Raw genomic sequence first — 12,325 nt, 5'->3', positions numbered from 1 at the left:
CACCCCTTCCGTCTGCCGCCCTGGGCTCAGTCGAGCGCGTCCAGCAGGGTCGCGTCGAGCGGGGAGACCTCCGGCTGCTGCGGGATCCCCGTGTCGTCGCCCTTCTTGAGGGTCTTCTTCGCGCCCCGCTTCGCCGCCTTCTTCGCCGCGCGGCGCTCCTTGCGGAGCTCGACCATCGCGTAGAGCGTCGGGACGAGGAGGAGGGTCAGCAGGGTCGAGCTGATCAGACCGCCGATCACGACCACGGCGAGCGGCTGGGCGATGAAGCCGCCCTCGCCGGTGATGCCGAGGGCCATCGGCAGCAGGGCGAAGATCGTCGCCAGGGCGGTCATCAGGATCGGGCGGAGCCGGTGCCGGCCGCCCTCGACGACGGCCTCGACGACGCCGTACCCCTGCGCCCGGTACTGGTTGATCAGGTCGATCAGGACGATCGCGTTGGTCACGACGATGCCGATGAGCATCAGCATGCCGATCATCGCCGGGACGCCCATCGCGGTGCCGGTGGCCACCAGCAGGCCGATGGCGCCGGTGGCGGCGAACGGGATGGAGACCAGCAGGATCAGCGGCTGGATCAGCGACCTGAAGGTCGCGACCAGCAGCATGAAGACGATCGCGACGGCCGCGAGCATCGCCAGGAACAGGTTGAGGAAGGCCTCGCTCTGGTCCTCGGAGACGCCGCCGACGGAGGCCGAGGCGCCCTCCGGCAGGTCGAGCGCGCTGATCTTCGACTGGAGCGCGGTGCCGACGGCGCCGGTGTTGTCCGTGGTCGGCTTGGCGGTGATGGTCGCCGCGCGGGCGCCGTCGATCCGGGTCATGGAGACCGGGCCGGGGACCAGCTCGACGGTGGCGATGTCACCGAGCTTCACCGGGCCGAGGGGCAGCGCCTTCAGCTGGGCGAGGGTGGTGGCCGGGGTGGCCGAGGTGATGAGGACGTCCCGCTCGGTGTCGTCGATGGTGGCCTTGGCGGCGGGGGTGCCGCGGACGGCCTGGGCGACGATCATGCCGAGGGTGGTGTCGTCGAAGCCGGCGTCGGCCGCCTTCTCGTTGGCCTTCACGGAGACCCGCGGGACCGACTGGGAGAGGTCGCTCTGGACGTCGGTGACGTCCTTCAGCTCCGCGACGGCCTTCTGGACCTGCTCGGAGGCCTTCTGGAGCAGCTCCCGGTCGCCGGCCTTCACCACGACGCTCAGGTCCTGGCTGGCGAAGCCGTCGCCGGCCGCGATCGAGGTGTCGCCGACGCCGTCGAGCTTCCCGAGCGCCGACTCGATGGAGTCGCGGGTCTTCTCGTAGGAGGCGGACTCCTCCAGGGTCACCTGGAAGGAGGCCTGGTTGGCGCCGGTGCCGCCGCCGAAGGCCGCCATGAAGCCGGAGGAGCCGACGGTGACCTGGTAGTCCTTGACGCCCTCGGTGTCCGCGAGGACCTTCTCGATCTTCTTCGCGGCCTCGTCGGAGGCGTCCAGACTGGTGCCCGGGGCCAGCTTCTGCTTGACCGTCAGGACCGGCTGGTCGCCCTGGTCGAAGAAGTTGGTCTTCATGAGCGGCGCCATGCCGAAGGTGACGACCAGGACGACGAGGGCGATGGCGACGCTGGTGAGACGGCGGCGGGTGGCGAACCGCAGCACCGGCACGTACGCGCGCTGGAGGCGGCTCTTCGCCTCCTTCTCCTCGGCGAGCCTGCGGGCCTCGTCCGGGTCCTCCGAGGTGCCCTTGGGGGCGCGGAGGAACCAGTACGAGAGCACCGGGACGACCGTCAGCGACACCAGCAGCGAGGCCAGCAGGGCGGCCGTCACGGTGAGGCTGAAGGAGCCGAACAGCTCGCCGACCATGCCGCCGACCAGACCGATCGGCAGGAAGACGGCGACGGTGGTGAGGGTCGAGGAGGTGACCGCGCCGGCGACCTCCTTGACCGCGGTGACGATCGCGGACTGGCGGTCCTCGCCGTAGCCGAGGTGACGCTTGATGTTCTCCAGGACCACGATCGAGTCGTCGACGACCCGGCCGATGGCGATGGTCAGCGCGCCGAGGGTCAGCACGTTGAGGGAGAGGTCGCGGGTCCACAGCACGATCAGCGCGAGGACGACCGAGAGCGGGATGGAGACCGCGGTGACCAGCGTCGAACGGATCGAGGCGAGGAAGACGAGGATCACCAGGACGGCCATGACGAGGCCGAGGGCGCCCTCGGTGGTGAGGCCGGAGATCGACTTGGCGACGGCCGGGCCCTGGTCGGAGACGACGGTCAGCTGGGCGCCGGAGCCCAGCTGCTTCCGCAGCTCGGGCAGCTTGTCCTCGACGGCCTCGGAGATGGCGACGGCGCTGCCGTCCTTGTCCATGGTGGCCATGACGGCGAGGCTGGGCTTGCCGTCGGTGCGGGTCAGGGAGACCCGGGTGGACTCCTCCTGCTCCACGGTGGCGACGTCGGCGAGCCGGACGGCCTTGCCCTGGGCGGGCTTGATCCGCAGGTCCTGGATCTGCCGGAGCGAGGTGTAGCCGCCGCCGACCTGGACGGTGCGGCTCTTGCCGGCCTCGGAGAAGGAGCCGGCGGGCATGGTGCCGCCGCCGTTGCGCAGCGCCTCGGCGAGGTTCATCGAGGTCAGGCCGGCCGCGGCGAGCTTGCGCTCGTCGGGGGTGACGGAGACCTGGAGGGCCTGGACGCCGTCGATGCTGACCTGGCCGACGCCGTCGATGTCCTCCAGGGCCGGGACGACGGTCCGCTCCAGCTGGTCGGCGAGGGCCTGCTGGTCCTTGTCGGAGGTGGCGGCGAGGACGACGGTCGGGATGTCGTCGGTGGAGCCGGCCACGACCTGGGGGTCGACCGTGTCGGGGAGCACGGCCCGGGCGCGGTTGACGGCCTGCTGGACGTCGGCGACGAGCTGCTTGGTCGACTCGTCCCCGTAGTCGAAGGAGGCCATGATGACGGCGCTGCCCTCGGAGGCGGTGGACGTGATGCCCTTGAGACCGTCGACGGCCTTGAGGTTGCTCTCCAGCGGCTCGACGACCTGCTTCTCGACCACGTCGGGAGAGGCGCCCTGGTACGGGGCGATGATCGAGACCATCGGGAGCTCGATCGACGGGAACAGCTGCTGCTTCAGCTGGGGTATCGCGATCAGTCCGAAGACGATGGCGACGATGGACATCAGCCCGATCAGGGCCCGTTGCGCGAGGCTGAATCTGGACAGCCAGGACATGGGGTCTCTCTTCTGTGGCGTACTCGTCGGCAGGCGGCGGGCAGCCAGAGCGCCCCCCGGCCCCCAGCATCGGCCATCGGCGGGCCGAAGTCCTCGGCCCCCGGGCCCGTTTCCGGACCGGGCGCGTACCGCGTCCGCAGTACGCCGACGGGTGGGCTCACTCCCCCCTCGGGCGTACCAGTCCCGTCTCGTACGCGGTGACCACCAGCTGGGCGCGGTCGCGGGCGCCGAGCTTGGCCATGGTGCGGTTGACGTGGGTCTTCACGGTGAGCGGGCTGACGTCGAGCCGTTCGGCGATCTCGTCGTTGGAGAGCCCGCCGCCGACGAGGACGAGGACCTCGCGCTCCCGGGCGGTGAGCGCGACGAGCCGGTCGGCGTCCACCCTGGTCCCGGCGCCGACCGGGTCGGCGGCGCTCTGGGCGAGGAAGGTGGCGATCAGGCCCTTGGTGGCGGCCGGGGAGAGCAGCGCCTCGCCGGCGTGCGCGATCCGGATGGCCCCGAGCAGCTCCTCCGGTTCGGCGCCCTTGCCCAGGAAGCCGGAGGCGCCGGCGCGCAGCGACTCCACGACGTACTCGTCGATCTCGAAGGTGGTGAGCATGACGATCCGGACGTCCGCGAGCTCGGGGTCGGCGGTGATCGCGCGGGTGGCGGCGAGGCCGTCGGTGCCGGGCATCCGGATGTCCATGAGGACGACGTCGGGCCGTTCGCTGCGGGCCAGGGCGGCGGCCTGGGCTCCGTCGGCGGCCTCCCCGACGACCTCCATGTCGGGTTCGGAGTCGACGAGCACCCGGAAGGCGCTGCGCAGCAGGGCCTGGTCGTCGGCGAGCAGTACCCGGATCGTCATGTGTCCTCCCCCGCCTCCCGGGCCGTCCCGGGCGTCAGCGGCAGTATCGCCTGCACCCGGAAGCCGCCGCCGTAGCGGGGTGCGGTGGTGAGGACGCCGCCGAGCGCGGTGACCCGCTCGCGCATGCCGAGCAGCCCGTGGCCGCCGGAGGGCTCCGGGGCGGGTCCGGCGGGCGGGGCGCCGTCGTCGAGGACGGTGATCTCGACCGTGCGGCCCACGAGGACGACGCTCACCTCGGCGCGGGCGTCCGGTCCGGCGTGCTTGCGGACGTTGGTGAGGGCCTCCTGGACGATCCGGTACGCGGCGAGGTCGACGGCCGCCGGCAGGGGGCGGCCGCCGTCGGTGCGGGCCAGCGAGACCGGCAGCCCGGCCTTGCGGAAGCCGGCCAGGAGACCTTCCAGGACGGCGAGGCCGGGCGCGGGCTCGGTGGGGGCCTCGGGGTCGCCGGACTGGCGGAGCAGGCCGACGGTGACGCGGAGCTCGTCGAGGGCCGAGCGGCTGGCCTCGCGGACGTGGGCGAGGGCCTCCTTGGCCTGGTCGGGGCGCTTGTCCATGACGTGGGCGGCGACCCCGGCCTGCACGTTGACGAGCGCGATGTGGTGGGCGACGACGTCGTGGAGGTCGCGGGCGATCCGCAGCCGCTCCTCGGCGACGCGGCGGCGGGCCTCCTCCTCGCGGGTCCGTTCGGCGCGTTCGGCACGCTCCCGTATCGCGTCGACGAAGGCGCGGCGGCTGCGGACGGCGTCGCCGGCCGCCGCCGCCATGCCGGTCCAGGCGAAGACCCCGAGGTTCTCCTGGGCGTACCAGGGGGTGGGGCCGAAGGCCATGGCGGCGGCGGCGAGCGCGGTCATGGTGGCGAGGCCGACCCGCCAGGTGGTGGGGCGGTCGGTGCGGGAGGCGACGGTGTAGAGCGCGACGACGGCGCTGATGGTGACCGGGGCGGGGCGGGTCTCGCCGAGCAGCTCGACCAGGCTCAGGGCCCCGGTGAAGGCGAGGACCACGAAGGGCCTGCGGCGGCGGAGCACCAGGGCCACGGCGGCGGCGGTCATCATCAGGACGCCGAGGGGGGTGGGGGCGCGGTCGCCGAAGGTGGGGCCGGTGGCGCTGCCGTGGGGGTCGGTGAAGGAGGCCGCGATCATCGCGACGAGGACGCCCAGGGCCAGGGCGGCGTCGAAGGCGAGGGGGTGGTCGCGGAGCCGGGTGCAGAGGCGCGCGGGCAGGCTGGTGGGGGTCACTGGGGAACGGTACGGGGGTCGGGGCCGGGCGGGAACGGCGCAGGGGGTCCCGGGCCGGGCGGAACGGCACGAAGGATCGGGGGCCGGGCGGAACGGTACGGCCCGGAGGGGCGGGTACGAGGGCTCCGGCGCCGTCCTGGTGCCATTCCCGGTGCCCGACCTCCCCGGCCGCCGGGCGGGTCAGCCGGGGATCAGGCCGTCGCCCGAGAGCATCTTCCTGACGTCGTCCAGGGTCGCGTCGGGGGACGGGAGGATCAGTTCCGAGGGTTGCAGGGCGTCGTCGGGGAGCGGGGCGCCCAGGCGGCGGACGGCGTCCAGGAGGGCCGCCAGGGTGCGGCGGAAGCCCTCTCCGTCCCCTGATTCCATCTCGGCCAGCAGTTCGTCGTCGAGCTTGTTCAGCTCGGCGACGTGGCTGTCGGCCAGCTCGCGCTGGCCCTCCCCCATGATCCGTACGATCATGACGCCGTCCTTGTCCTGGCTACTGCTTGTCGAAGCGTCCTGGCTACTGCTTGTCGAAGCGCGGGTGGGACTGCTGCTGGTTCTGCTGGGGGGCGCCCGTGGCGCCGCCCTCGATGGCCTGCTGCCGGTCGGAGGGGCCGCCGGCCAGTTCGGCCTTCATGCGCTGGAGCTCCAGCTCGACGTCGGTGCCGCCGGAGAGGCGGTCCAGCTCGGCCTGGATGTCGTCCTTGGCGAGGCCCGACTGGTCGTCGAGCGCGCCGGAGGCGAGGAGCTCGTCGATGGCGCCGGCCCGGGCCTGGAGCTGGGCGGTCTTGTCCTCGGCCCGCTGGATGGCGAGGCCGACGTCGCTCATCTCCTCGGAGATGCCGGAGAAGGACTCGGCGATCCGGGTCTGGGCCTGGGCTGCCGTGTAGGTGGCCTTGATGGTCTCCTTCCTGGTGCGGAAGGCGTCGACCTTGGCCTGGAGGCGCTGCGCGGCGAGGGTCAGCTTCTCCTCCTCGCCCTGGAGCGTCTGGTGCTGCACCTCCAGGTCACTGACCTGCTGCTGGAGCGCGGCACGGCGGGACAGCGCCTCGCGGGCGAGGTCCTCGCGGCCGAGCGCCAGCGCCTTGCGGCCCTGGTCCTCCAGCTTGGCCGACTGACCCTGCAACTGGTTCAGCTGGAGTTCGAGCCGCTTGCGGGAGGTGGCGACGTCGGCGACGCCCCTGCGCACCTTCTGCAGCAGCTCCAGCTGCTTCTGGTAGGAGTAATCGAGCGTTTCGCGCGGGTCCTCGGCCCGGTCAAGGGCCTTGTTCGCCTTCGCGCGGAAGATCATCCCCATACGCTTCATGACACCGCTCATGGGCTTCGCGCGCCCCCTTCTGACGGACTCGGCACCAGCTCTTCGTCAGGATCCACAGTACGGTCCCTGCCTCCATTACCGCACTGTTCGGAGCGGGATGCGCTCCTCCCCAAGGACGACTGGGGCAGCTCCCGTCTCCGGCGGGAGGAGTAGAAGGATCTCCGGGAGACCCCTGGGGTCCTCGTGTGCGTACCGGCTACGACGCCGGCTGTGAGCGGATCGTTCCCTCCCGGACTGGGGTTCCATGCCCGCCACCCCGTACCCTTGGGTTTTGTGTTCCGTAGCCGTTCGAAGGAAGAGAAGGCCCCCACCGAGAAGGTGACGGCGGACCTCTCCAAGCAGCCCCGCGACCCTGAGGCCCCCAAGGGCCGCCCGACCCCGAAGCGGAGTGAGGCCCAGACCCAGCGCCGACGTGCGCAGTCCGTCCCGCTCGACCGCAAGGAGGCCAGCAAGCGCCAGCGTGAGGCGCGGCGGGCCGACCTGACGCGTCAGCGCGAGGCGCTGAACAGCGGTGACGAGCGTTACCTGCCGGCCCGCGACAAGGGACCGGTGCGCCGGTTCGTGCGCGATTTCGTCGACTCGCGGTTCGCGATCGCCGAGTTCTTCCTGCCGATGGCCGTGGTCATCCTCGTGCTCTCGCTCTTCGGCAACAGCAACCGCTCGCTCCAGAACATCTCGCTGCTGCTCTGGCTCGGTGTGATCATCCTGATCGTCATCGACTCGATCGGCATCTGGATCCGTCTGCGGAAGCAGCTGAACGAGCGCTTCCCGAACGAGCCGAAGCGCGGCGCGATCGCGTACGGCCTGATGCGCACGCTCCAGATGCGCCGTCTGCGGCTTCCGAAGCCGCAGGTCAAGCGCGGAGAGCGGCCCTGAGCGCGGACGGCTCGATCCCCGGCGGGAACGCCTTCGGCGTGACCGCCACCGGGACGGGCGGTCCCGTGCTGCCCGCCGTCGTCCACTGGCCCGCCGGTCACGGCGGGCTGCGGGACACCATCCGGCAGGAGATCGTCGCCCGCCAGGTCGACGAGCAGATAACCGGCCGCTACCCGGTGGGGCAGCGGCTGAGGATCCTCGACGCGGGCATGGGCGCCGGTACGCAGGCGCTGCGCCTGGCCCGGGCCGGGCACACGGTGACGGGCCTGGAGGCCGACCCCGAGCTGCTGAAGGCGGCCCGGGAGTCGCTGGCCACCGAGCCGGCCGGGATCCGCGAGCGGGTCCGGCTGATCGAGGGCGACGGACGCGAGACCGGCGTCCACTTCCTGCCGGGGAGCTTCGACGTGGTGCTGTGCCACGGCGTGCTCATGTACGCCGACGAGCCGGACGCGCTGCTCGCCGGCCTGGCCCGGATGCTGGCGCCCGGCGGCCTGCTCTCCCTGGTGGTACGGAACGCGGACGCCCTCGCCATGCGGCCGGGGCTCGCCGGGGACTGGGCGGGCGCGCTGGCCGGCTTCGACACGGACGTCTACCAGGACGACGACGGCGTGAAGGTCCGGGCCGACCGGCTGGAGGCGCTGACCGCGACGCTCGCGGGGATCGCGGCACCACTGCACGCCTGGTACGGGGTGCGGGTCTTCACCGACGGCGTCCCGCCGGAGATGGGCCTGCCGGCCGCCGAGGAGCTGGAGCGGCTGCTCGCCTCCGAGGAGCGGGCGGGCCGGACGGATCCGTACCGGCGGGTGGCGGCGCTGCTGCACCTGTGCGGGGTGCGGGGCTGATCCCACCCCATGTGACACGGCCGGAGGGGCCGGTGCGCCGACGCGGCGCGCCGGCCCCTCCGCAGAGGCCTGCTCCCGGTCCCTACCCTGCCCGGTCCGCCGGAACGTACGCCTGATCGGAGGCGTCCACCGGGACGGGCGAAGGGGCGGAACGGATACTCCGGACATGGATGTCTCCCGCGCCCGTTCCCGTACCCGACGCCTCGTCCTCCCCCTCGCCGCCGGGGTCTGCGCCGCCGCGCTGACCGCCGGCTGCACCGCGGACTCCGGGGCGTCCGCCGCGCCCGAGGGATCCACCTCGCAGGCGGCGGCGCCGCGCGCCGCCAACGACCTCCAGGACGACTTCCAGGCCGTCATCAAGGACGTCCTGCCGTCCGTGGTGCAGATCGACGCCTCGGAGAGCCTCGGTTCCGGGGTCGTCTACGACGACCGGGGGCACATCGTCACCAACGCGCACGTGGTCGGCGACGAGACGACCTTCCAGGTCACCGCCGCCACGGGAGGACAGCCGGTCGCGGCCCGGCTGGTCGCGACCTACCCCGAGCAGGACCTCGCGGTGATCCGGCTGGAGTCGGTGCCCGACGGGCTCAAGCCGGCCGTCTTCGGCGACTCGGCGGACGTGCAGATGGGCCAGATCGTGCTGGCGATGGGCTCCCCGCTGGGGCTGTCCGGCAGCGTCACCCAGGGCATCGTCTCGGCCACCGGCCGCACGGTCAGCGAGGGCCGGACCGGCGGCGGCACCGGCGCGACCATCGGGAACATGGTGCAGACCTCGGCGGCGATCAACCCGGGCAACAGCGGGGGCGCGCTGGTCGACCTGGACAGCCGGGTCGTCGGCATCCCGACGCTGGCGGCGAGCGACCCGCAGATGGGCGGCGGCTCGGCGCCCGGCATCGGCTTCGCGATCCCCGCCTCGATGGTGAAGACGGTCGCCGACCAGATCGTCAAGGACGGCAAGGTCACCGACTCGGGCCGGGCCGCCCTCGACATCACCGGCCGCACCGTCCTGGACGACGCCTACGAACCGGCCGGCGTGGCCGTGGTGGAGGCCGAGGCGGGCGGCGCGGCGGCGGACGCGGGGCTGCGGGCGGGTGACGTGATCACCCGTCTCGCCGACGACGACATCACGACGATCACCTCGCTCGCGGAGTCCCTGGCGGACCGCAGCCCGGGCGACGAGGTGGACGTCACGTACGTGCGGGGCACGGAGACCCGCAAGGCGGAGGTCACGCTCGGCGAGATGTAGCCGGCCTCCGGCCCGCGGGCCCCGTGCGCGGTGCCGTTACTCCCCCGCGTCCAGCGGCATCGGGCCGTAGATCCTGGTGGTGTCCTCGGAGAGGGTCGCCTGGTCGGCGCCGCCCGCGAGGAGGTCACGCCAGTGCTCGCCCAGCCAGCTCTCGGCGTCGCCCTGGGTGGTGAAGTCCTCCGGGGTCACCACCGGGGTGACCTCCGTGCCGTCGGACTTCTCGAACCGCCACGTCCATGCCATGTCCGCCTCCTGGGGCTCACCGGATGATCGGTTTCCTGCCCGCAGCGTAGCCGGGCGAGCACCGCGCGCGGGGGCGCGGGAGGATCAGAGCGTGGAACTGACTCTGCTCGGCACCGGATCGCCGCTCGGCCTGCCCCGCCCCGACTGCCCCTGCGCGGTGTGCGCGCGCTCCCGCGGCACGCGCGCGCGTGCCGCGACCGCGCTGCTCGTGGACGGGGCGCTGCTGCTCGACCTCACCCCGGGGGCGGCGCTCGCCGCGGCCCGCGCGGGGCGTTCCCTGGTGGGGGTGCGGCAGGTGCTCCTGACGTATCCGCACGACGGTCCGCCGGTGGAACTGCCGGCCGGGCTGCCGACGGCCGGGCGGGTGCCCGACGGACGGGAGCTGACGCTGATCAGCGGGCACCGGGTGCGGGCGGTGCCGATGGATTCGCCGGGGACCGGGTACGAGGTGGTGTCGGCCGAGGGCCGGCGGCTGCTGTACCTGCCGCGCGGCGCGGCGCCGGCCGGGCTGGCGGAGAACCACACGGAGCCGTACGACCTGGTGGCGGCGGACGTGACGGGCCGGCCCGACGCGCTGGCGCGGCTGCGGGCGACGGGGGCGGTGGGGCCCGGCACGGAGGTCGTCGCCGTCCACCTGGACCACGACGCTCCGGCCGGGGCCGAGCTGGACCGGCGGCTGGCGGCGGCCGGCGCGCGGGCGGTGCCGGACGGGACGGTGCTGTACCTGGGCGAGTACCACGAGCTGCCGGAGGTGCCGCGCCGGACGCTGGTGACCGGCGGGGCGCGGTCGGGGAAGTCGGTGGAGGCCGAGCGGCGTCTGGAGACCTTCCCGGAGGTGGTGTACGTGGCGACCGGCGGGACCCGCGAGGGCGACCCGGAGTGGGCGGAGCGGGTGGGCCTGCACCGGGAGCGGCGGCCGGGCTCCTGGCGTACGGCCGAGACCACCGACCTGGTGCCGCTGCTCGCGGTGGAGGGCCCGGCGCTCCTGATCGACTGTCTGTCGCTGTGGCTGACGGACGCCATGGACCGGGTGGGCGCCTGGGACGACGGAACGTGGGCGGAGAGCGGGCAGGCGGCGCTGCGGGAGCGGACGGCGGAGCTGGTGGCGGCGGTGCGGGCGACCCGCAGGACGGTGGTGGCGGTGACCAACGAGGTCGGCTCGGGCGTGGTGCCGGCCACGGCGGCGGGGCGGCGCTTCCGGGACGAGCTGGGGCGGCTCAACGCGGCCTTCGCGGACGAGTGCGAGCAGGTGGTCCTCGTGGTCGCCGGTCAGGCCCGGGTGCTGCGCGGGTAGGGTGCTGATCCTTGAGGCCCCGAGGGACCCGCGGAACCCCAGGGCCCCGAGGCGAACAGCCCCGGCCGAACCTCGCTGATGTCACAAGGCGGAACCCCCGATGGACCCTCTGCACCCCCTGAACCCCCTGAACCTCGACGACTTCTCCGATCTGATCGAGCGCCCCGACGGCGGGATCCGGCGTGACGCCGAGGAGCGCCGGGAGCGGCTCGCCGTCCGCGCGGGCGCGCTCGGCCGCCTCGACGAGCTGGGCGAGTGGCTGTCGGCCGCCCAGTCGGCGGTGCGGGTGCGCGCGATCGCGCAGCCGAAGGTGGTCGTCTTCGCCGGTGACCACGGCATCGCCGCCCAGGACGTGTCGGGCCGCCCTGCCGGGACCGCGCACGTCCTGGTCCGGGAACTGATCGACGGGGAGAGCCCGCTCGCGGTGCTGGCCCGCTCGATGGACGTGCCGGTCCGGGTCGTGGACGCGGGCCTGGACTGCGACCCGGAGCTGCTGCCGGAGGCGGTGACCCGGCACCGGGTGCGGCGCGGCAGCGGACGGATCGACGTCGAGGACGCGCTGACGCCGGAGGAGGCCGAGGCGGCGGTGCGGCTCGGGATGGCGATCGCGGACGAGGAGGCCGACTCGGGCACCGATCTGGTGGTGCTCGGCGATCTGAGCGTGGGCGGTACGACCCCGGCGTCGACGCTGATCGCGGCGCTGTGCGGCACGGACGCCTCGGTGGTGACGGGGCGCGGCGGCGCCGGCATCGACGACCTGGCGTGGATGCGCAAGTGCGCGGCGATCCGGGACTCGCTGCGGCGGGCCCGGCCGGTCCTGGGCGACCAGCTGGCGCTGCTCGGCGCGGTCGGCGGGGCGGACCTGGCGGCGACGACCGGTTTCCTGCTCCAGGCGGCGGTGCGGCGGATGCCGGTGATCCTGGACGGTGTGGTGGGCGCGGCCTGCGCGCTGGTGGCGCAGCGGGCGGCGTTCCGGGCGCCGGACTGGTGGCTGGCGGGTCAGGTGTCCGGGGAGCCGGCGCAGGCGAAGGCGCTGGACCGGATGGCGCTCAACCCCCTGCTCGACCAGGGCGTCCTGGTGGGTGAGGGAACCGGGGCACTGCTCGCGCTTCCCCTCGTCAGGGCCGCGGCGGCGCTCGCCGCCGAGCTGCCCGAGCGTCCGGAGCCGACCGGCGCGGACGCGGTGGCCTCCGCCGAGGCGGTCTGACGGGGAGCGCGTCACCGGATCGGTGAGGCCCGGAGGCGGCCGCCCGCGACGCG

Annotated in this window: 11 protein-coding genes; 5 read left to right on the top strand and 6 right to left on the bottom strand. The window is 73.6% G+C overall.

All coding sequences use genetic code 11. The features are described from left to right. Positions 1-26: 26 nt before the first annotated feature. From ACFQ8C_RS34660 to ACFQ8C_RS34640, 5 genes are all read right to left on the bottom strand, one after another. On the bottom strand, positions 27-3,185 hold the full coding sequence (locus tag ACFQ8C_RS34660; protein WP_383465564.1) for an efflux RND transporter permease subunit: 3,159 nt from the start codon (positions 3,183-3,185) through the stop codon (positions 27-29). A gap of 157 nt (positions 3,186-3,342) precedes the next feature. Then, the gene (locus tag ACFQ8C_RS34655; RefSeq protein ID WP_383465562.1) at positions 3,343-4,029 is read right to left on the bottom strand and encodes a response regulator; all 687 of its coding nucleotides are present in this window, start codon (positions 4,027-4,029) and stop codon (positions 3,343-3,345) included. Beyond that, on the bottom strand, positions 4,026-5,264 hold the full coding sequence (locus tag ACFQ8C_RS34650) for a sensor histidine kinase (RefSeq protein ID WP_383465560.1): 1,239 nt from the start codon (positions 5,262-5,264) through the stop codon (positions 4,026-4,028). The genes ACFQ8C_RS34655 and ACFQ8C_RS34650 overlap by 4 nt, the downstream gene beginning before the upstream one ends. A 180-nt stretch (positions 5,265-5,444) precedes the next feature. Next, the gene (locus tag ACFQ8C_RS34645; protein WP_383465558.1) at positions 5,445-5,723 is read right to left on the bottom strand and encodes a hypothetical protein; all 279 of its coding nucleotides are present in this window, start codon (positions 5,721-5,723) and stop codon (positions 5,445-5,447) included. Positions 5,724-5,766: 43 nt separating this feature from the next. Next, positions 5,767-6,564 (bottom strand): PspA/IM30 family protein, encoded by a 798-nt coding sequence (locus ACFQ8C_RS34640; protein WP_383465556.1) that lies wholly within the window; start codon positions 6,562-6,564, stop codon positions 5,767-5,769. A 273-nt stretch (positions 6,565-6,837) separates the two neighbouring features. On the opposite strand from ACFQ8C_RS34640, the gene ACFQ8C_RS34635 reads away from it, so the two are divergent. The 3 genes from ACFQ8C_RS34635 to ACFQ8C_RS34625 all read left to right on the top strand — a co-directional run bounded on the left by ACFQ8C_RS34635 (position 6,838) and on the right by ACFQ8C_RS34625 (position 9,528). Then, positions 6,838-7,440 carry a DUF3043 domain-containing protein gene (locus tag ACFQ8C_RS34635; RefSeq protein WP_383465555.1) on the top strand — a complete coding sequence of 201 codons (603 nt, stop codon included), beginning with the start codon at positions 6,838-6,840 and terminating at the stop codon, positions 7,438-7,440. A 65-nt stretch (positions 7,441-7,505) separates the two neighbouring features. After that, positions 7,506-8,282, top strand: coding sequence for a class I SAM-dependent methyltransferase (locus ACFQ8C_RS34630; protein ID WP_383465568.1), 777 nt, complete (start codon positions 7,506-7,508; stop codon positions 8,280-8,282). A 166-nt stretch (positions 8,283-8,448) separates the two neighbouring features. Then, entirely contained in the window at positions 8,449-9,528 is a 1,080-nt protein-coding gene (locus ACFQ8C_RS34625) for a S1C family serine protease (RefSeq protein ID WP_383465552.1), read from the top strand. 36 nt (positions 9,529-9,564) lie between these two features. Here ACFQ8C_RS34625 and ACFQ8C_RS34620 read toward each other — a convergent pair whose 3' ends face one another. Continuing rightward, a complete protein-coding gene (locus ACFQ8C_RS34620) occupies positions 9,565-9,771 on the bottom strand; it encodes a hypothetical protein (RefSeq protein WP_383465551.1) in 207 nt (68 codons plus the stop codon). A gap of 91 nt (positions 9,772-9,862) precedes the next feature. On the opposite strand from ACFQ8C_RS34620, the gene ACFQ8C_RS34615 reads away from it, so the two are divergent. Continuing rightward, the gene (locus ACFQ8C_RS34615) at positions 9,863-11,065 is read left to right on the top strand and encodes a bifunctional adenosylcobinamide kinase/adenosylcobinamide-phosphate guanylyltransferase (protein WP_383465549.1); all 1,203 of its coding nucleotides are present in this window, start codon (positions 9,863-9,865) and stop codon (positions 11,063-11,065) included. Between the two features lie 127 nt (positions 11,066-11,192). Further along, the gene (gene cobT, locus ACFQ8C_RS34610; RefSeq protein WP_383465566.1) at positions 11,193-12,272 is read left to right on the top strand and encodes a nicotinate-nucleotide--dimethylbenzimidazole phosphoribosyltransferase; all 1,080 of its coding nucleotides are present in this window, start codon (positions 11,193-11,195) and stop codon (positions 12,270-12,272) included. The last annotated feature ends 53 nt before the right edge of the window (positions 12,273-12,325 follow it).

This window comes from Streptomyces sp. NPDC056503 (assembly GCF_042794995.1).
Lineage (GTDB): Bacteria > Actinomycetota > Actinomycetes > Streptomycetales > Streptomycetaceae > Streptomyces.
The sequence above is the reverse complement of the archived record's forward strand: the minus strand, read 5'-3'. Positions and strand labels throughout refer to the sequence as shown.

What these genes read in the sequence shown, in the direction of transcription:
- ACFQ8C_RS34660 (WP_383465564.1), bottom strand. Translation starts at nt 3,185, where the DNA reads ATGTCCTGGCTGTCCAGATTCAGCCTCGCGCAACGGGCCCTGATCGGG.
- ACFQ8C_RS34655 (WP_383465562.1), bottom strand. Translation starts at nt 4,029, where the DNA reads ATGACGATCCGGGTACTGCTCGCCGACGACCAGGCCCTGCTGCGCAGC.
- ACFQ8C_RS34645 (WP_383465558.1), bottom strand. Translation starts at nt 5,723, where the DNA reads ATGATCGTACGGATCATGGGGGAGGGCCAGCGCGAGCTGGCCGACAGC.
- ACFQ8C_RS34640 (WP_383465556.1), bottom strand. Translation starts at nt 6,564, where the DNA reads ATGAGCGGTGTCATGAAGCGTATGGGGATGATCTTCCGCGCGAAGGCG.
- ACFQ8C_RS34625 (WP_383465552.1), top strand. Translation starts at nt 8,449, where the DNA reads ATGGATGTCTCCCGCGCCCGTTCCCGTACCCGACGCCTCGTCCTCCCC.
- ACFQ8C_RS34620 (WP_383465551.1), bottom strand. Translation starts at nt 9,771, where the DNA reads ATGGCATGGACGTGGCGGTTCGAGAAGTCCGACGGCACGGAGGTCACC.